This window comes from Zhongshania marina (assembly GCF_002915595.1).
Lineage (GTDB): Bacteria > Pseudomonadota > Gammaproteobacteria > Pseudomonadales > Spongiibacteraceae > Spongiibacter > Spongiibacter marinus_B.
The window spans coordinates 14,953-32,708 of record NZ_PQGG01000018.1; the positions used below are offsets into that span (position 1 = coordinate 14,953).

At 45.8% G+C, this 17,756-nt stretch carries 21 protein-coding genes; 16 read left to right on the plus strand and 5 right to left on the minus strand.

Annotated elements, in window-relative coordinates; all coding sequences use genetic code 11:
- Positions 1–48: 48 nt before the first annotated feature.
- The 9 genes from C0068_RS07545 to C0068_RS07585 are packed head-to-tail and all read left to right on the plus strand — an operon-like array spanning position 49 to position 8,511.
- Positions 49–582: a hypothetical protein gene (locus C0068_RS07545; RefSeq protein ID WP_103683884.1), complete on the plus strand. Its 534-nt coding sequence runs from the start codon at positions 49–51 to the stop codon at positions 580–582.
- Complete coding sequence (locus C0068_RS07550; RefSeq protein ID WP_103683885.1) at positions 579–1,934, plus strand: hypothetical protein; 1,356 nt, start codon at positions 579–581, stop codon at positions 1,932–1,934. Before C0068_RS07545 ends, C0068_RS07550 begins: the two co-directional genes overlap by 4 nt.
- The gene (locus tag C0068_RS07555; protein ID WP_103683886.1) at positions 1,931–4,858 is read left to right on the plus strand and encodes a hypothetical protein; all 2,928 of its coding nucleotides are present in this window, start codon (positions 1,931–1,933) and stop codon (positions 4,856–4,858) included. The genes C0068_RS07550 and C0068_RS07555 overlap by 4 nt, the downstream gene beginning before the upstream one ends.
- Positions 4,842–5,438: a tetratricopeptide repeat protein gene (locus C0068_RS07560; protein WP_158249936.1), complete on the plus strand. Its 597-nt coding sequence runs from the start codon at positions 4,842–4,844 to the stop codon at positions 5,436–5,438. The genes C0068_RS07555 and C0068_RS07560 overlap by 17 nt, the downstream gene beginning before the upstream one ends.
- Positions 5,435–5,746 (plus strand): hypothetical protein, encoded by a 312-nt coding sequence (locus C0068_RS07565; protein ID WP_146047852.1) that lies wholly within the window; start codon positions 5,435–5,437, stop codon positions 5,744–5,746. The genes C0068_RS07560 and C0068_RS07565 overlap by 4 nt, the downstream gene beginning before the upstream one ends.
- 49 nt (positions 5,747–5,795) lie before the next feature.
- A complete protein-coding gene (locus tag C0068_RS07570) occupies positions 5,796–6,446 on the plus strand; it encodes a MotA/TolQ/ExbB proton channel family protein (protein WP_199176135.1) in 651 nt (216 codons plus the stop codon).
- 30 nt (positions 6,447–6,476) lie between these two features.
- Complete coding sequence (locus C0068_RS07575) at positions 6,477–7,031, plus strand: ExbD/TolR family protein (protein ID WP_103683889.1); 555 nt, start codon at positions 6,477–6,479, stop codon at positions 7,029–7,031.
- Entirely contained in the window at positions 7,028–7,537 is a 510-nt protein-coding gene (locus tag C0068_RS07580; RefSeq protein ID WP_103683890.1) for an ExbD/TolR family protein, read from the plus strand. Before C0068_RS07575 ends, C0068_RS07580 begins: the two co-directional genes overlap by 4 nt.
- The gene (locus C0068_RS07585; RefSeq protein ID WP_103683891.1) at positions 7,534–8,511 is read left to right on the plus strand and encodes a TonB family protein; all 978 of its coding nucleotides are present in this window, start codon (positions 7,534–7,536) and stop codon (positions 8,509–8,511) included. Before C0068_RS07580 ends, C0068_RS07585 begins: the two co-directional genes overlap by 4 nt.
- A 119-nt stretch (positions 8,512–8,630) precedes the next feature.
- Here C0068_RS07585 and C0068_RS07590 read toward each other — a convergent pair whose 3' ends face one another.
- Positions 8,631–9,044 (minus strand): hypothetical protein, encoded by a 414-nt coding sequence (locus tag C0068_RS07590; protein WP_103683892.1) that lies wholly within the window; start codon positions 9,042–9,044, stop codon positions 8,631–8,633.
- An 899-nt stretch (positions 9,045–9,943) separates the two neighbouring features.
- Between C0068_RS07590 and C0068_RS07595 the strand changes: the two genes are divergently transcribed.
- From C0068_RS07595 to C0068_RS07615, 5 genes are all read left to right on the plus strand, one after another.
- Positions 9,944–10,993, plus strand: a complete 1,050-nt coding sequence (locus C0068_RS07595; RefSeq protein ID WP_103683893.1) for a DUF3034 family protein — start codon at positions 9,944–9,946, stop codon at positions 10,991–10,993.
- A gap of 38 nt (positions 10,994–11,031) precedes the next feature.
- Positions 11,032–11,496 carry a group I truncated hemoglobin gene (locus C0068_RS07600; protein ID WP_103683894.1) on the plus strand — a complete coding sequence of 155 codons (465 nt, stop codon included), beginning with the start codon at positions 11,032–11,034 and terminating at the stop codon, positions 11,494–11,496.
- 15 nt (positions 11,497–11,511) lie between these two features.
- The gene (locus tag C0068_RS07605) at positions 11,512–12,111 is read left to right on the plus strand and encodes an FMN-binding protein (RefSeq protein ID WP_103683895.1); all 600 of its coding nucleotides are present in this window, start codon (positions 11,512–11,514) and stop codon (positions 12,109–12,111) included.
- 21 nt (positions 12,112–12,132) lie between these two features.
- Complete coding sequence (locus C0068_RS07610) at positions 12,133–13,026, plus strand: PepSY domain-containing protein (protein WP_103683896.1); 894 nt, start codon at positions 12,133–12,135, stop codon at positions 13,024–13,026.
- A gap of 61 nt (positions 13,027–13,087) precedes the next feature.
- Positions 13,088–13,834 (plus strand): cupredoxin domain-containing protein, encoded by a 747-nt coding sequence (locus C0068_RS07615; protein WP_103683897.1) that lies wholly within the window; start codon positions 13,088–13,090, stop codon positions 13,832–13,834.
- Positions 13,835–13,926: 92 nt separating this feature from the next.
- Here the strand turns inward: C0068_RS07615 and C0068_RS07620 are convergent, their stop codons facing one another.
- The 4 genes from C0068_RS07620 to C0068_RS07635 form a co-directional block, all read right to left on the minus strand.
- A complete protein-coding gene (locus tag C0068_RS07620) occupies positions 13,927–14,334 on the minus strand; it encodes a hypothetical protein (RefSeq protein ID WP_103683898.1) in 408 nt (135 codons plus the stop codon).
- Positions 14,335–14,404: 70 nt separating this feature from the next.
- Positions 14,405–14,650, minus strand: a complete 246-nt coding sequence (locus C0068_RS19860; RefSeq protein ID WP_103683899.1) for a DUF6868 family protein — start codon at positions 14,648–14,650, stop codon at positions 14,405–14,407.
- 89 nt (positions 14,651–14,739) lie between these two features.
- Positions 14,740–15,063 carry an Mpo1-like protein gene (locus C0068_RS07630; protein WP_103683900.1) on the minus strand — a complete coding sequence of 108 codons (324 nt, stop codon included), beginning with the start codon at positions 15,061–15,063 and terminating at the stop codon, positions 14,740–14,742.
- Positions 15,064–15,075: 12 nt separating this feature from the next.
- Positions 15,076–15,837, minus strand: coding sequence for a class II aldolase/adducin family protein (locus C0068_RS07635; protein WP_103683901.1), 762 nt, complete (start codon positions 15,835–15,837; stop codon positions 15,076–15,078).
- A 148-nt stretch (positions 15,838–15,985) separates the two neighbouring features.
- On the opposite strand from C0068_RS07635, the gene C0068_RS07640 reads away from it, so the two are divergent.
- Positions 15,986–16,678 carry a Crp/Fnr family transcriptional regulator gene (locus C0068_RS07640; RefSeq protein ID WP_103683902.1) on the plus strand — a complete coding sequence of 231 codons (693 nt, stop codon included), beginning with the start codon at positions 15,986–15,988 and terminating at the stop codon, positions 16,676–16,678.
- 387 nt (positions 16,679–17,065) lie between these two features.
- On the plus strand, positions 17,066–17,722 hold the full coding sequence (locus C0068_RS07645) for a CDP-alcohol phosphatidyltransferase family protein (protein WP_103683903.1): 657 nt from the start codon (positions 17,066–17,068) through the stop codon (positions 17,720–17,722).
- Positions 17,723–17,756: the final 34 nt, after the last annotated feature.

Consider the following 17,756-nt stretch of genomic DNA (forward strand, 5'->3'; position numbering starts at 1 on the left):
GGATAATTTTTGCTGTAGACGACGAATGCAGATTCAGGCGGTTTAGTCATGGCGCATTTTTCTTTAAACAAAATACAAATTTCGATTGTGACTTTATTGTTTTTAAACTCAATAAATTCATTTTCTAGCGACGCAAAACTAGCGGGTATAAAAACCAAGGCTATACAGAGCTATCTGTCGCCTGAGTATTCCGCGTCCTCTAGCGAGGCGCTTCATAGTGTTCACGTTTATATCGGCAACGGTGCCGAGAGCTTTGTCATTCAAGCAGCAAAAATTCAAATAGACGACGCTGAACCGGTTCGTTATATCTATAGTGAAATGGAGTCCAGAGCGCTATTAGCGGGGGGATTACATGCTATTAACAGTGCAGATTTGGCTTCTGGCGAACATAGAATTCGCGCGGAGTTTGTCGCGATGGCGGGTGACGGTGGACCAAATACCGACAGGGTATTTCCTACGATAGATCAGCAGGTAAATGTCAGCGAAGAAACCCATATTGAGTTGCAATTATTTAGCGACGGCATGAAGAAAGTGCTCGGCAAGGCTGAGCTTGTATTACATGAATGGCGTCCAACATTATGAGAGTCTTTATTGTTCTTTCATTATTGCTGTCTTCGCTAAGCTCAAATGTGCTGGCAGATACCTACACCCAGGGAACAGGGCGTGACCCTCGGCTTCGGGTGGCGTATTTTAACGCGCGGACACACAAACCGTTTGATGCGCTAATTGAGTTAGCGACGACGGCAAATAAACGCGGCCAAATTATAGATGCCGGCCCCGAGATGAATGCGGCGTTTCTGGCTGCAGCGAATGAGTTGGGTGTGAGTTTGTCGGCACTTGGTATAAAACTTTCACATCAAAATGAGTCGCAATATGTAGGGAATAGCGCCGCTGATATTTATGCGAATTATAATCGCGGTGTGTCTTTGCTTAAATCAAATACACCGCTTGACGGTGTGAGTGTACTCAAAGAAATTTCTGTTGGTGAGTATTTAGAGAACGACACGATATTACTGCAAGACAAAGCAAATTTAACACTCGCTTACTATTTTTTAGAGTCTGGAGATAATCGCTCAGCTGTTCATTACTTTCGACAAGTTCGACGTTTAAGCATGTATGCCAATAAGGCGCTTGTCGGTCTGGGGTGGGCATTGCTGAGCCCCAATACCGGGACTGAAGGCGAAACAGCTTTAGATAAACTAAATGCGAGTAAAGTGTCTGCAGAAGGGTATCTGTGGTCTGGGTCTGAGGACGACATTGCTTGGTCGCGTCGAGAAGCACCGTTCCGGCGCGCTTGGGCGATCGCCAAAGGCGAGAAAGAAGAAGATTTAAGGGCCGCTATTGTTCCGTGGATGGAGTTGATTAATCGCGACTCCCTTGATCCCGCCGTGCAGGAAGTTATGTTGATACTTCCTTATATAATGCTCCACTGGGATGGGCAAGAAACGCGGGCGCAGCAATATTATGTCTCTGCGGTGGAGCGTTTAAAGCAGGCGAGCCAGGATTTGGTGAAGATCGAAAATGATATTCGCAGTGGCGGCTTAATCAGCAGTATTCGCGCCGCAGATATAGACAGCAACGGCTGGGATATTTGGCTTAGCGAACTAACCGCAAATCGCTTGGGCGGTTATCTGAGTCTACTGCTAGATAGCGCCGAGTTTCGCAACACGCTACAAGAGCTTAGGCAGCTCGATCTTATCTACAAGCGTTTAAATACCCTAGGTGGTGGCAGTAATGAGGCGGCGTTGGCGGAGGTGGACGACGCACGTGCGACCTTAGCTAGCGAGCTAGAAAAGCTGGCATTGACGCGAATTGTGGAACGGCGTCATCGCACCGAAGCTTATTCTGCGGAAGCCGAGTTTGCCCTAGCAAGAAACTACGAACGACTTCGCCTGCAGTTATCCGGTGTGGTTTGGAGTGGGGGTGAATCATGAGCCGAAATGATCACGCTAAGAAAGTCGCTCCGACGGTCGCGCGCCGAGCAACATTGGCTCTACTTATCGCCATAGTGTTTAGCGCCAGTCACGCCTATTCGGCAATAGAGGGCGATACGCAAACCATCGGCAGCCTTTTGGACCGCAATGCCCAGAATCCCGATCGCCTTATTGTAAGGCCAACTCCCAAATTAGAAATTGATGATGCCGAAAAAGAAATGGAGACGGCAAGGCGCGCCGCGATACAGCATTACGAGCGGGTGATTGCCTTAGCTGCCGCACCGGCGGTGCGGGCGGAATCTATGCGTCGCGCTGCGGATTTGCGGCTTGAGTTTATTGACGCGCATATAAGCTCTGAAAAAAGCACGAATACCAGCCAGGCATCGCTTCAGCAGGAATTAAGCACGGCCATTAATTTGTACAAGCAATTGCTGAAGGAATATCCCGATTATAGCGCCGGCGATTTTGTGCTTTATCAACTAGCCAGAGCTTTTGATTTGAGTGAGCAAGGCGATAATTCTATCGATACCTTGCGGCGTTTAGCCATTGAGTATCCGAAGTCAACACGGCTTTATGAATCGTCATTCAGAGCCGCTGAAATGTTGTATTTGCGTAAGCGCTATCGCGAGGCAGTGGCAGAGTATCAGCGTATAAGTGGTCGTGAATCTACTGTCGAGTTTTGGTGGCTGGCTCAGTATAAGCAGGCGTGGACGTATTATCAGCTAAGTGATTACGAGGCGGCGGTGGTAGGTTTTGCCAATATTCTAAATCAGTTGGACTTAAAATCTGAGATTAGTAGCTTAGATGACATGCTCCTTGCCGCACCAAAAGATAGGACGGAATTACTTAGAGACGCTGTACGGGGTATGAGCCGAGCGTTTTCAAAATATCCCTCCTCAGACGACATCAACACCTATTTTAGTCGAGGCGATAGCCAAAATTATTTCCCTCTTATATATCGCGGTCTTGCCGCTATTTTCTCGGAAGAAAAGCGTTATACCGATGCTGCCCATGTTTATGAATCGTTTGCGTCATTGCATCCGCAGCATGAATTAGCACAGGGCTTTAGTGAGCAGGCGGTGAAGTCTTATCAGGACGGTGGCTTTGAGGAATTAGCGGTTGCAGGGCAGGAGCAATACATAGCGAGCTATGGGCCAGAAAGTGCAGTGTGGTTAGGTGACACGCTAAGCGATAGCCATAAATCCTTAGTTCGGCAGTATATGGGCGAGGTTGTAAAGTTTAGACACACAGCGGCGCAGACCCTTGCCGCCAGCGAGCCTGAAAATGCGAGACCACAATTTTCTGAAGTGGCAGATAAATACCTCGCGATTATTTCAGCATTTCCTGAGGATAAAGAGCAGGAAACTCTGATAAGTCTATACGCGGATGCGCTTTATGATGCTGCACGCTTTGCGGACGCTGCAGCACAATACGGCAAATTAGCGTATGAACTTGAGGGCGCTAAGGCTGCCGGCGACGCTGCTCTCGCGCAGGTGAAGTCATATCGCCAGTGGCATGAAAGTCTAAAACTGAGTGGTGCCGCAGAAGCGGAAGTTAGCAGCGCAGGTGAGACGGTTTTTGCCGCAATCGCTAAATTTGCAGCGAGCTTTCCCAGTCATTCGCAACGCTCATTCGTATTACTTGCGGGAGCGGAGGATTACTACGCCCTAAATCGCTATGACGATGTTATCGCGATTTGCCAACCCTTGGTGGATGCTAAAAACTGGTCTGATACCGCACTACAAGACAAGGCATTGGGTTTACTTGCCGATGCGTATTTCGCTAAAGAAGATTTTGGGAACTCAGAGACCTACTATGCGGCCTTAGTGCCACGTTTGGGCTTAGACAATAGTGAGCGCAAGGATGTCGCAGAGCGGCGATTGGCGATATCAGTATATCGTCAGGCTGAGGTCGCTCGAGAGCAGGGGCAGGCGCGTTTAGCGGCAAATTTATTCCAGCGCGCGGCCGATTTAGCTAAGGATAAAGACCTTGTTGCTGAGGCAATATTTAATGCGGCAGGGCAATTATTTGAAGTAAAAGAATGGTCGCAATCCGCAACGCTGTTGGCGCGCTTTAATGCTCAGTTCAGTGGGCATAGTATGGCGCTAGACGCTGACAAAATGCTGGCTACGGCATATCAGAAGTCTTCACAATTAGAGAAGTCGGCAAAAGTATACGAGCGCATCGCCTTGTATCAGTCGGCTTCTAGCGAGTTGCGTAGAACTGCACAATTAACGGCGGGAAAACACTATTTATCCGCTGGTGCTTCCGGAGACGGTATCCGCGTACTAACAACCTATTTAAAAGCGTTTCCCAAGCCGCTTGACGAGGCGCAGAAAACACGTCTCATGCTGGCGGGTTTGTATCCCGAAAATTCAAAAAGTCATTTGAAGTGGTTGCGTCATATTGTCGAGGAAGATCAGCTTTCGGGAGAAAATAACGCGCAATCTCAATTAATGGCCGCCGACGCCAGTTACAAATTGGCGATGGTGGATGTGGCCTCGGCGAATGCAATTCCCCTGTCTTTACCTATTGAGAAGAGTTTGCCGCGTAGACGTGCGGCAATGGAGAAAGCCATCAGCTCGTTGATGAAGTCGTCTTCTTTTGGCTTTTCAGATATTACGACTTTGGCGAATTACGAGTTGGGTGAGCTGTATCGAAAGTTCGCCACCGCCTTAATGGAATCGGAAGTGCCAACAAAGTTAGATGGCGATGTTTTAGAGCAATATATGATTTTGTTAGAAGAGCAGGCATACCCCTTTGAGGAAAAGGCCATTGCTGAATACGAGTCAAATATGGCTCTGGTTGGCGAGGGCGTATGGACCGCAGGGGTGCGGAAAAGCTTAATTGCGCTGGCGGCATTGGCGCCGGCTAAGTATGGCAAGCAACCTCATCTTGAGAAAGTTTATGACTCACTTTATTAAAATATTATTCGCTATTTTCATCTCCTCTGTATTGCTTGCGTGTTCGAGCACAAATCAGGTCGTGAAAAATGACGGCGGCAATTCGAGATACGCGGCTGAATTCAAAGACGCGCTGACGGCTATGCAGGCGGGGGATATTGAATCTGCGAAAACAGCGCTTATTGCTATCACTGAGAAAGCGCCAAATTACTCTGGGCCGTGGACGAATCTTGGGATTATTAGCGCCGGTCAACGCCAGTACGATCAAGCGGAAAATTACTTTTATCAGGCGCTTAAGTGTCAAGAACGAAACACCGTAGCGATGAATTGGTTGGGCTATCTTAGCAGTGTAAAAAATGACTTTTCCGCTGCATCTAATTGGTACTCGCGGGCCATTGCGATTGACCCTAAGTACGCAGAAGCGCATTTGAATCTTGCTATGTTGTATGAGGCGAATCTGAACAGACCCAAAGCGGCTTTGGATCATTACCGAATATATCAAACGCAGACCGGCGGTAAAAATACGTTGGTGTCTGCGTGGATTCGCAATCTTGAAGAGAGCATGAACTACGTCGCGACAAATAGTGAGGTAGTGAGATGAGATGTTTCGGTGTCGCTACTCTAAGTCTGATGTTGATTGTAAATGGTGCCTTGGCGAACGGTGAGGGGGCACCTGCCACGACGACGGAAACCACAATGGGTATGACAATTCACGGCGACGAGGCGGCAGCGGTCGGCTTATATCTTATGCCCTGGAGTAACGAAAAGCTTAGCGATATTGACCGGCCACCGCGATTGTTGAAGGAGGAGATTGCTGAGGTCGATATGAGTGACTTCAAACGTCAAGCGGAGTGGGATCAAGCGCGTCGTGAATATCAAATTTGGCGCTTGCAAAGAAATAATTGGTAGTTGCGGCCATCAATGGGCGCAATTTAATGATTGTCGGTGAGGAAGTTACATGGAAGCCATAAATAGTTTTGTTGTGTTTTTTAATAATGGCGGACACTTTATGTATCCGATAACAGTGGTGCTTGCGCTGTCGTTGGCGATAAGCATAGAGCGCTTTGTGTTTTTGGGGAAATCGCTGCGGGAAAATCGCAAGCTATGGGCGAAGGTCTCACCCATGTTGAGTGCGGATGATTTGTCAGAGGCCCAAGCCCTTGTAGGAAAATCTAAAGTTGCTGTAGCTAGAATCCTTAATGAAGGCCTGGATAAGGCGTCTAGTGCAAGACGTCGCAGTGAGCTAGAAATGGCGACAGAAGATAGTTTGATTTCAATATTGCCAACGATTGAGAGAAGAACCCACTACCTCGCCACATTCTCAAATGCAGCGACCTTGTTGGGTTTGTTGGGTACTGTTTTTGGCTTGATTACTGCTTTTGGCGCTTTAGGTGGTGCGGATCCTATCGAGAAGGCAAATTTGCTCTCGGCGGGTATTTCAGAGGCGATGAGTTGTACAGCCTTTGGTCTGATGGTTGCCATCCCATCCTTGTTTGCCCATGCGTATTTGCAAAGTCAGGCTGAAGAGTTGGTGAATACCCTGGAGTCTGCTTGTGTTCGTTTTGTGTCTTTAGTTAGTAATAGCAGTGCCGTGCATTTTAAATCGTAGTTTGTGCAATGGGCGCTCAAGGAGTTTGCGGTGACCTCATTATTTCAAGCAGAACCGGAATATGAAGAAGTAGAGCAGCGCCGATCAAGACGAACTCGGCGATTAAAACGAAAGCTAAAAGGGTATGGCGATGGTGAATTAAATATAGTATCGATGATCGATGTGTTTGCGGTAATGGTGTTTTTTTTACTCGTTGGCTCATCAATTTCTGCAAGTAAATTACATACCTTAAATCTCACTATTCCCGTCGCAAGTAATACACCCAGTTCAACGCAAGCTGATTTTCAATTGGCGATCAGCTTGTATGATAACAAGGTGCTTGTTAGCAAATCGGGTGTGCGCACAAGTATTAATCACATCGATGCTAAGGTAGATATTGATTCATTATCTAATCTACTTCGTTCAATTAAGGCAGAACATCCAAATGAAGAGCGCGTCAGTTTACTCGTCGCAGATAATGTGCCCTATGAGCAAATTATTAGGGTAATGGACAGTGTTCGTGAATCTCCACCGACAGAAGGGAGTGACGCTGTGCCGCTTTTCCCTGCAATTTCAATGGGTGATGCTGAGGTGGGTGCTAAGTGAGTTATTCAGCAAGCGAAAGACGCATTATTCGCAAAATTAAGCAGTCGAAAAGACAGGTCAGTATTAATGTCGTTTCCTTGATCGATATATTTGCCATATTAGTATTTTATTTACTTGTTAATGCCTTGGTCGTAGAGGTTATTCCTGAGTATCAGAACCTCAAGCTGCCTGATTCAATATCTAAAGATAAGGCTAAACGAACGGTCGCTGTAGCCATAAGTGATCACAGTATATTGGTAGATGATCATGTGGTTATGAGTGTGGATGAGGCGCTGCTTGTAAATGAGCGAACTTTGCAAAGTTTGGCGCAGGTATTGAGTAGCAGGCAGAAAGATGATGAAAAGCCGCTAATTGACGGTGAGCCTGAAATACTCGATGTCAATATTGTTGCAGACTATAAAACACCGTATGAACTGCTAAAGAAAGTATTGGCGACCTGCGTAGATGCAAAGTTTGGCAAAGTGTCATTAGCGGTTAGGGCGCTAGAGCAAGGAGCTAGTCTATGAATGTTGGCTTTAATAATACACAGCTGGGATTCGACAATTGGGGAATTCATCAGGATGCCGATAGGCGATTCCGCCAAATATTGGCCAATGTCCTAGCCATAACGCTATTCTTTTTTATTGTTTTACCTTTTTGGGTGATAGAACCCCTAGAGGAATTAAAGGAAATCGAGGAGGAATATTACCTAGAGATACTGCCTCCGGCGGTATTAGAAAAGCCGAAAGCCAAATCGCCAGACATTCCAGATACCAAGCCCGAGCCTATCAAGGCTGTTGAGGTGCCTAAGCAAATAATTCCAGAGCCGGTAAAAGCCATTGAGCCACCGGCGTCATCGCCAAAAAATGTGCAGCGAGATACCGCAGCGGCAAAAAAGGTCGCCGCGAGCAGTGGCGTAATGGCCTTTAGTGAGCAGCTGGCAATATTGCGAGACACCGACACGCGATCTCTAGCGTCAGTAAAGGCGCTACGGGATCGGGGTAGTGTTGTAGATGATGTGGCGTCACCTTCGTCTAATTTGATGAGTGCCAATACACGGGGCAGTGAAGTAGGTGCTATTGATGGTGAGAATATTAGCGATGATGCGAATAAGCTTGCCTTAGGTAAACATAGTACTCAAAAAGTGGCTGTGTCTTCGGGTAAACCAAAGGTTGCCGTGGCAGGAGGTGGCAGCGCGGGCGGGCAGAAGACGCGTAGTTTAGAGGAGATTCAATTAGCTTTTGATCGCAGCAAAAGTGCCTTTTATGCCATATTTAATCGCGCAGCGAGAAGCGACTCTACTATTGGCGCGGGGACAGTGGTGGTGGCCTTAACCATTCAGCCCGATGGTAGTGTGAGTGACTGTACTATTGTGTCGTCTAGCTTTTTCAATCCGGAGCTAAAGAATAAGCTGATTCAGCGTGTTAAACAGATGAAATTTGAGAGCAAGTCAGTGCCGGTATTTGTTTATGGAAACTACCCGATTAGTTATGTTCCCTAGGGATCTATAGGTCAATTAATTTTTGTAGTTATAAATGAAAAAAGGCGGAGTTAACTTGTTGCTTTTCAGGGGAGAAAACAACAGCTGATAGCTAACTCCGCAATGCGCAAAAATAAAAATTAGATAATGCCGCCAGCGATTACACCATTCAATAAAGGTATAACCACCACATTCGTCGTTTCTAGTACTGTTGGTAATAATGGACCTAATAGGTCTGCGGTTGGAAGTGGAATGCCAGATGCGGTTAAGCCATCCAGTAAGGGAAGTACACCATCCAAGACTTCCAATGTTAGTGGCAGTCCACCCGCCAGAATCGGGCCAAGAAGATCAGACGTTAATGGCACCAGTCCGCCGATAAGCTCATTGCTAAGCAAGTCGTTTACTAGTGGTAATGATTGGTTGGTAAGATCAAGAACACTCGGAAGTATTCCGCCGAGTAATCCAGCTGGAATACTCGTAAGATCGGCTTGAGAGTGTGCGTGACTTGCCACTGTGAGTGCAGTGCTGAGTAATAATGCATTTAATGGTTTCATTGTGACTCCAGGAAGATTAAGGGTTAAGCGTGTTAAGGAACTTATTGTTTTCAGAAGTCTGCAATTAGGGTGCCAAGCAAGAATATTGTTTTTAATATGTCTAATAAGTAATAAATTTCATAAAAATAAATAAAATTTGTCATATTTAAGATCAAATGTAAGTAATTCTATTGCAGTCATCGCATCTTATGCATTGCTATTGTGCGTGTGATTAAAAGCTGTGCGTAATCAAGCGAGTTGTTGTGGTGCTATTGCATTTATTTGGCACCATGTTGGTAATTTTTTGACAGGATGTGATGGTAATTGATAGTTGTATATTGATTGGCGGCGATGTTGGTTTTGTCAGTGGCAAATATTACTTTCATGTCGAAGCTTTTGCTCGGCTATGACATTTCGCTTCTTGCTTATCTTTATTGCTTGCGCTGTCTTGGTGCGAATCTACTTATTATTGTATTGAATGATGTGGCTACATAAGTGTGCAGCTATAAAATTGATGATTTTTGCGGTGGCGGGATAAATAATTTTTTGTGCACTGTATTTATTCATATTGCAGATTTACTGGTTCCATTATGTAACTAAATTGACATACCCCTCTGTTTTTCGCTCATAAATCGCGCATTTTTGTCGTGTGTCGGTGTTTGTTTATGCACTTTCTGCGCGCCTAGATATTTCCTACATGACACTCTTTATTCTGATTTTCATATATGGCACATCCGTTGCTAGTTGTGTAATGCACCCTTAAAAAGACGGATTTCGTGTTTTGAATTGCTAGATAGGTTGCTTGAGTTTTTAAATTTTAAACAACTTTGCGATTGGCAATTTAAGAACAGAGAAGGTTCGCGAGAACGCGGGGCATTTATTTATGCATTGTGGTTTGTCTATTGATTAGGAGCATCAAAATGGAAGAAGCAAAAAGAAACAAGTTTCCTTTGAGTAAAGGTGCGGCGTTATTCGTAGCAATGCTCGCGAGTAGTATATCTCATGGAGACTTATTTGACTCAGGTAAGGTATTGGCTACCGGCGGTGTTAGCATGATCGATGGTGCTGGTGGTGGCGGTATTACACCTTGGGCAACAATTACCGGCTACGCAACTAAAGAGGGGATTAACGGAGATCTTCACTATACTTACGCGCCATTGGCGAACTATACCTTGCACTCTGTGGGTGCGGCGGTTGGTTTTTGGGATAGATTTGAGTTGTCTTACACTTCTAGCTCGCTAACAACGGGTTCGACATTTGATACCGTTGGTCTTGTTACTGATACCTTAGGTGGAGCAACAGGCTCATTAGCCGGTACCCCAATTAATACTGGTATTGAACCTTTTAATACCACAATTGATATGGAGGTCATTGGTGCCAAGGTTCGAGTTTTTGGTGAAGCAATTTACGACTCTGATAATTTAATTCCTCAGGTCGCAATTGGTGCCTTTTACAAAAACAACAAGAACGAAGACTTGTTGAAAACCCTCAAGGCCGACAAAGCTAAAGATTGGGAAGCGTATATATCCGCAACTAAGATATTTTTCCCCATCAATACGCTTATAAACGTTACTGCTAGATACACCGCCGCTAACCAAACTGGTCTGGTAGGTTTTGGTGGTCCAGGTGGCAGCGATAAAGAGATTCGCCCGGAAGTTTCTATAGCTTATCTACTCCGTAAAGATACTGTTATTGGTATGGAGTGGGCGAAGCACGGGGATAATCTTGAAGGCGAAAGTGTAGAAGTTGCTGGTTTAGATTTAACGTCTTTGCAGCCTACATTAGAAACTTTGGGTCTGTCTGCAGTAGCTGGGACATTAACCCAACACGAAAGTGACTGGTATGACATTTTCGTTGCGTTTTTCCCGAATAAAAACCTCTCTATCACGATGGCATATGCGATGTTAGGTAACATCACCATTACTCCTGATCAGCATGGTTTTTATATGTCATTACAAGCTAGTTTCTAAGTGTAAGTAAGATACTTTTTGAATTTCAGGAGAGAATTATGAAACAACTATTTCGTACTATCGCGATAACTTTTATGTTGAGCGTGGCGGCATCACCGAGTTTTTCCCAAACGGGTAAAACTGAAACCTATCCTCCTATCGACAGTGACGCGCTTGAGCAGTTTGGCGGTCCAGAGGGTGTACGTAACTGGGTTGAAAGCCTTTTCTACTACATCATGCTGGATAACCGAATCAATCATGTGTTTCGTGAGTTCGGTAATATCGAGCGACAAATTTACCTCAATACTCAGCTATTGCAGTTGGTGCTTGGCGGTAATGAAGTTGAATACCAGGGCGCAAGCATGGCCGCTGCACATGCTGATTTAGGAATTACTCTGACTCAGTTCAATGCGGTTGTTGAGGCAGCTTACAACGCTTGTGAACGTATTCAGCTTACCTATGAAGCTTGTAACTTAATGATTGCTGGTCTGGCGCCATATAAACACGCCATCGTAACTCGTTAATACACTGGAGAGCGCATGCTTTTTCTATATGACAAAGCGGGCGGGGCGGCATCTGTTTCAGATGCCGCAGTACTGGCCCCAAAATCGAAAATGATTCCGCTATTTGCTGTTCTAGGTTTGTGCTTGTTTAGTGCCGCAACAGTAAAAGCATTTGAAATTTATAAAACCTTCCAAACCCCAGAGGTGTTTTTGGCGGAGGTATTTAAAAACAATGTTCCGGCACCAAAGATGCTGGTTCTCGACAATAGTGCGCAAAGTAAGATTTCTGCAGTATTTAATCGCTCCTTTCCACAGCAGCGAGTTCGTTACTGGGAAGACGGTGAAAGAACTGTGTGGATATTTGATGACATTGGTAAAGAGGGCTATGTGCCAACCACAAGTGGTTTTGTTATCAATAATGGTGTGGTCGATTCAGCCAAGGTTTTGGTCTATCGGGAGTCTCGCGGGGAGCAGGTTGCGGAGCCTTCGTTTTTAAACCAAATAAATGGCTCGAAAGCGGCAGGAAACGGACTAGACAAACCAGTAGACAATATCACGGGCGCGACCTTGTCTGTGAATATGATGAAACGGATGGCGCGTACCGCGATCACCTTGGATTCATTGCGCAAAAAATGAAATTAGTTTCTAGGAGGTACTATGCGTGATCAAAATGCGCTCCGTGCAGCTGATGTACAAGAGCCTGAGACCGCGACGCCAGTGGCTTCAGAAATGAAGCGAAAGGCGGTTGTTAATACACTTAAGCCGTCGGCGGGTAAATCTAAAATGAATGTATCGATGTTGTTACGAAAATGGCATCAACGTATAGGTTTATTTGCTTTTATTTTTATGGGATGGCTTGGCTTTAGCGGCGTTTTACTAAATCAAAGTGTCAGCATGGGCTTGGATGCTATTCGTGTGAATTCAATAGCGTTAATGTCCTTGTATGGGCTTCACGCTGAGATTCCCGAGAACGGCTATCGCTCTGGCGAGCACTGGCTAGTCACTACCACAGAAAATACCGTTTTAGATGATATTGCATTGGAGCAGCATATACCCTCGCCCTTGGGGTTTGTGGATGTAAAGAACAGTCTTGGTGAAACACTCTATGTTGCCACTAATGACAAATTGACCCTGCTGTCTACAGAAGGGGTTGTAATAGAAGAGCAAAGTGGCTTCATGTTGCCGGTAGGCCATATTCGTAATTTAGGCTTATACGAGCAGGGCGGCGAGTCTTATCTCGCTCTGCAAGGCGAGAACACCTATATAACCGAAGACGGGCTCACGTGGAATGAGTTCGACAAGCCTGACCAAGTAAGGTGGTCGGCATTAGAAACCTTATCAGAAGACGCTAAGGCAGATGTTGAGCCCTATGCGCACCCAACGGTTGCTTTGGAGCAGGTATTAATCGACTTGCACAGCGGACGTTTGTTTGGATCCTTCGGCTCCACTCTTATTAATTTGGTAGGTGTTGCTGCGGTTTTGCTATCGATATCTGGGGTTTGGATGACGTGGCGTACTAACCGTATGCGGAATTTGCGTCAGAAGAAATAATTTCTCGTTTATCGCAATGCTTTTTTAAGGTGTTAAAAGAGCATTGCGAAGGAGTTTTACTGTGAAGAAATATTATTGTCTTTATACCCTACTTGCTGCTTTAACCATGTTTTTAGGGGCTGCAATATCATCAGATGTGCTGGCGGCTTCTACAAGTGTAAAGATTGAAATTAAGAATTATAAGTTTGGCCCTGAATCAGTGGATGTTCAGCCGGGTCAAAGTGTGGTTTGGGAAAACTTAGATGGCGCTAGTCACACCATTTTAATTGACGGTAAAGAAAGTCCTCGTCTTGCTAAAGGGGCTGATTACAGCCAAGTGTTTTCTGCACCCGGTGTTCACAAATATCAGTGCGGTCTTCACCCATCAATGAAAGGTGTTATTACTGTTGCAGGCTCCGCAAGCTCTGCGGCGGCGAGTGCGGGCATCGCATTGCATGGTCCCTCAGTGCCAACGCAGCAATCGGCACCGGTGCCAGTAAAACGTGTTGAATCTGCGGGTATTAAAAAAGTGGGGGCGCCCATAAAGGTCATTGGTAGCGCAGCAGCTTCTGGTAAACAAGCTGTGAATACCATTTCGATAGTCGACTTTATGCGGTTTTCACCAGCTGTATTAAAGGTCAAAGCTGGCACCACCGTTACATGGACTAACTACGACGGCTCAAATCATATTATTTTGATGGGCGATGTTCGCAGTCAAAGACTTAAACATGATTCCACGTTTACTCACACTTTTAGCACACCGGGTGAATACAGTTATATTTGCGCTATTCACGGCGAGAAAATGAGCGGTAAAGTAATTGTTATGTAGTGCTGACTGCATTCGCTCTTAGATGGGTAGAGTGCAGCGTTTCTAATAATCGCGTAGTGCAAGGCATTCGTGTTCGCACTACGCAATTACTTTTAATAGTCGTCTAAGCGCCAACCCTGCTCGGTTTTTACCAGTTGTACACGGTCTTCCTTGGTGATTGAGTCGCCTGCCTTAAAGTCACCAAATTGCATGCGCATGGTCATGAGTTTAAATCCCGCGCCCACAGTCTCGAAGGGGGAGTCGCTGGGTTTGTTAATGACCTGATCGCTTAGTTCTTCAAAGCCCTTTTTAAAGGTAAGCTGGTAGCGAACGTCGGCAATATAAAGTTGTTCGGTTTTAGCTAAGCCATTGGTTTTCTCAAAGTTGGAGATGCTGTAGGTCTCTGCGCCGCCGTCGCTAAGAATGGCTTCTGAAACAAGTTGTTCTATTTGCCGGTCGCTGGGTTTACCAGAGCAGGCGACTAAAACAAGGCTGATGAGTAGAAGGCTAACTTTTTTCATTTTCGGTCCAAAGAGTGTAAGAACAAGACGGTTGATTCTAGCGCAGTCTTAGCGCCGAGCGGAAATTCTCTTAGCTTTGAATAAGCCATAGCGCCATATATGGGGTGAGGTTAAACACCAGAACCAATAGTTTATACAGTGCTAAAAACTGATAGATCTGGGTATTGAAGGCTTGCCTTGAGAGTTGAAAAATCTGACCGTGCACGCGATAAATAAAATCCGGCATAAGGGATAGGGCGAGTGTGCTGATGAAAAGAATGCTGACATTAAGAATACAGCACCATTTAAGGAAGTTGCTTAGTAAAAGAATGTCCATTTTGCGCCTCGATATTGAAGGTGTAGAGCAGTATCTTCAGTAACAGAATAGCGCAAATTCGACTTTTGTCAGCTTGGTGACTAAACCCTTTAGAAGGGGATTTTGCCAATTAACATATCTTTAGCCATCACCCAGTCACCGATAAAACTATACAGCGGGTGTTTAAAGGTGGCGGGCTTATTGTGTTCAAAAAAGAAGTGCCCTATCCATGCGAAGCCATAGCCGATGATCGGCAGCAGCCAGAGCAGGGCCCAGTATTGGGTGATTAGGGTGCTGAAGAGTAAGCACAGCACTAGTGTACTGCCAACGAAGTGCAGACGGCGGCAGGTTTTATTGGCGTGCTCCGCTAAATAAAAGGGATAGAACTCAGCAAAGCTATTGAAGTGTTTTAATTCGCTACTTGTTGTAGACATTTAGGGCTCCTTTTATTCTGTGTAGCCTGGGTTTTGGCGGTCTAATTTACGTAGTAGGCCGGGCCATGCTAATCCGCCAAACATACCTTTGGTAACAATTCTCGCAGCTTCTTTTACGCCATCGACAATGGCGGGATTGATTGGCGTTAATTCGCGATTTCCCGCGAGTGCACGTACCTGAATCATACAGGTCGCTTCAAAAATATACATGGCTAGAAATGCATCTGCGGGGTTGTTGCCAACCGTTAGTAAGCCGTGATTGCGAAGCATCAAGAAGGTATTGTCTGCAAGATTGGCAACCAAACGGGGCTTTTCGTCTTCGTTTAAGGCTATGCCTTCATAGTCATGGTAGCCAAGACTGGCGAGTATCAGGGTGGCTTGTTGCGATAGCGGTAATACGCCGTCACGTTGGGCAGACACTGCCACGCCGTTCAGGGAGTGGGTGTGCATCACACAGTGGGCGTCTTCACGTGCTTGATGGATGGCGCTGTGAATAGTAAAGCCAGCAGGGTTAACCGGATAAGGTGAGCCCTCCACTTTTTCGCCGTTGAGGTCTATTTTTACCAGCGATGAGGCGGTGATTTCTTCAAACATCATCCCGTAAGGATTGATTAGAAAATGATGCTCCGGACCGGGCACCCGTGCCGAGATATGGGTAAAAACTAAATCATCCCAGCCGTATAAGGCAACTAGGCGGTAAGCCGCTGCAAGGTCTACCCGTAGTTGCCACTCCTCGGGGGATACCTGGTTTTTCAAGGAAGTGATTGCCGTCATTACGCATTATCCTTATTGGTTTGCTAATTTGTCTTTAATAGTGCTTTAGTGTCGGCGCTGCGTACCTAAAAATCTGTCAATAAAGTTACAATGTTGACGCTGATTACGATAATAAAAGTAAACCAATCTTATAAAGTGGATATATCAGGTGATTGATAAGCGCGAAATTTTGGCTACTAACCCGCTTTTGTCGGGGCTGCCGGTCGATGTGGTCGAAGAATTAATGGCGGTAAGCGTGGTGAAGCAATTCGCTGATGGCGAGTGTGTTTATGCCCAGGGGGAAGAGGGTGACGGCCTGTTTGGGGTGGTGCAGGGCCGCATTCGATTAAGTAATAGCAGCCGAGAAGGCAAAGAGCTTTTAGTGATGTTGGTTGAGCCTGGAGACTGGATCGGCGAAGTGTCACTGCTGGACGGTTTGCCACGTAGCCTCGATGCTTACGCGATGGGGGATTGCGCCGTACTATTTTTGTCCCGTGCGCGATTTGATGCTTTATTAAAAGCCAAGCCCGAACTTTATCAATATTTTATCCCCATGTTGTGTCGCAAACTGCGTTTGGCGCTGAGCTATGTTGAGGGGGTGGCGCTATTCCCGCTACCTGCACGTTTAGCCCAGCGGCTGTTGGAATTGGTGGCATTTTACGGCGTGAGCGATGATAAGCCCGGTACGCTGATTGATGTACACCTCCCCCAAGAAGACATAGCAAAGATGCTTGGGGTGTCTCGGCAGGCTATTAGTCGCGAATTAAAGCGCTTTGAATCCGAGGGGATTATTCAGCTTGCCTATGGGCAATTGCGGGTTACGGATGAAGCGGCATTGCAGCGGGAGTTGGGACAGGTCTAAGGATCAAGCCTACAAGAGTCATTGTGACACCTTGGGGCTGCAGCAATATTTGATCGTTGTTTTTTATAAAAAACTATTGCCCTCTCCGTTGTAATACAAATAAGCTATCAAACTTCTGTGCGACAGTTTAAATAGAGCGTATAGTGCGTAGCTGCCGTTCCCATGTGTCAATTCGACACGGCTCACATTTTTTCCTCCATATTACGATTCGGTTTGTTGACACGTGAATAGGGTCGATTCATAGCACCTGCTGTTTTCGCTTTTCGATCTTTATGCGAATGCTCAGATTTTTGGCGTAACTCTGTTTTTATTAGCAGCGAGATGCTGCACGTTTTTTTCAGCGTGATGTAGGTGCTTCCTTAGTTTGTACTTGCTTTTAGGAGCCCCATGATTGGCAATAACGAAGAACCTCAATACCTACAGCCTAGTATTATTTCTTTTGTAAAAGATCTCCCTAATGTGTGTTCTCTTGCCGGCTTGGCATGCACGATTTTAGCGATTTACTTCAGTATTCTTGGCGTCTTTTACGCCGCGATGATTGGCATGATATGGGCTGTTGCCTTTGATTGGGCCGACGGATTAGTGGCGAGAAAGATGAAGGGGCGTACGGGAAACGACCGATTTTTTGGTGGTCAACTCGACCTCGTTATCGACATAGTGAGCTATGGTGTAGCGCCTGCGGTTTTGCTGCTTAGCTTCGGTGTTTTTGATCCGATATTTTTACCCGTCGCATTTATTGTGCTTGCTGCCAGTGCAATACGTTTGAGTTACTTTAGTACTTTCGGTTTGTCTGATGAGTCTAAGTACACAGGGCTAGCCCTAGATAACAACAATATTATTTTGGTTTCTATATTTCTTTTAGAAAGTATTCTGCCTATTGGGATGTTTTCAGTTGTGCTCTATGTCAGCGCATTGGGACTCGCTGCTTTGAATGTGTCTGAAATTAAAACCCCTAAGCTTTCTGGTAATCCAAGAAATGTTGTTCTGCTTGCATGCTACACGTTAGGAATAACGGCAATTTACACGTGGAAGCTTTTATCGTGAATATGTAGATTCGCAAAAACTGCCGTTAAAACGG

Excerpts from the sequence above, each read along its gene's own strand:
- C0068_RS07620 (WP_103683898.1), bottom strand. The coding sequence starts at position 14,334 with ATGAAAAAAGTTAGCCTTCTACTCATCAGCCTTGTTTTAGTCGCCTGC.
- C0068_RS07550 (WP_103683885.1), top strand. The coding sequence starts at position 579 with ATGAGAGTCTTTATTGTTCTTTCATTATTGCTGTCTTCGCTAAGCTCA.
- C0068_RS07635 (WP_103683901.1), bottom strand. The coding sequence starts at position 15,837 with ATGACGGCAATCACTTCCTTGAAAAACCAGGTATCCCCCGAGGAGTGG.
- C0068_RS07570 (WP_199176135.1), top strand. The coding sequence starts at position 5,796 with ATGGAAGCCATAAATAGTTTTGTTGTGTTTTTTAATAATGGCGGACAC.
- C0068_RS07645 (WP_103683903.1), top strand. The coding sequence starts at position 17,066 with ATGATTGGCAATAACGAAGAACCTCAATACCTACAGCCTAGTATTATT.
- C0068_RS07585 (WP_103683891.1), top strand. The coding sequence starts at position 7,534 with ATGAATGTTGGCTTTAATAATACACAGCTGGGATTCGACAATTGGGGA.
- C0068_RS07605 (WP_103683895.1), top strand. The coding sequence starts at position 11,512 with ATGCTTTTTCTATATGACAAAGCGGGCGGGGCGGCATCTGTTTCAGAT.
- C0068_RS07555 (WP_103683886.1), top strand. The coding sequence starts at position 1,931 with ATGAGCCGAAATGATCACGCTAAGAAAGTCGCTCCGACGGTCGCGCGC.
- C0068_RS07610 (WP_103683896.1), top strand. The coding sequence starts at position 12,133 with ATGCGTGATCAAAATGCGCTCCGTGCAGCTGATGTACAAGAGCCTGAG.
- C0068_RS07590 (WP_103683892.1), bottom strand. The coding sequence starts at position 9,044 with ATGAAACCATTAAATGCATTATTACTCAGCACTGCACTCACAGTGGCA.
- C0068_RS07565 (WP_146047852.1), top strand. The coding sequence starts at position 5,435 with ATGAGATGTTTCGGTGTCGCTACTCTAAGTCTGATGTTGATTGTAAAT.
- C0068_RS07545 (WP_103683884.1), top strand. The coding sequence starts at position 49 with ATGGCGCATTTTTCTTTAAACAAAATACAAATTTCGATTGTGACTTTA.
- C0068_RS07595 (WP_103683893.1), top strand. The coding sequence starts at position 9,944 with ATGGAAGAAGCAAAAAGAAACAAGTTTCCTTTGAGTAAAGGTGCGGCG.
- C0068_RS19860 (WP_103683899.1), bottom strand. The coding sequence starts at position 14,650 with ATGGACATTCTTTTACTAAGCAACTTCCTTAAATGGTGCTGTATTCTT.
- C0068_RS07560 (WP_158249936.1), top strand. The coding sequence starts at position 4,842 with ATGACTCACTTTATTAAAATATTATTCGCTATTTTCATCTCCTCTGTA.
- C0068_RS07630 (WP_103683900.1), bottom strand. The coding sequence starts at position 15,063 with ATGTCTACAACAAGTAGCGAATTAAAACACTTCAATAGCTTTGCTGAG.
- C0068_RS07600 (WP_103683894.1), top strand. The coding sequence starts at position 11,032 with ATGAAACAACTATTTCGTACTATCGCGATAACTTTTATGTTGAGCGTG.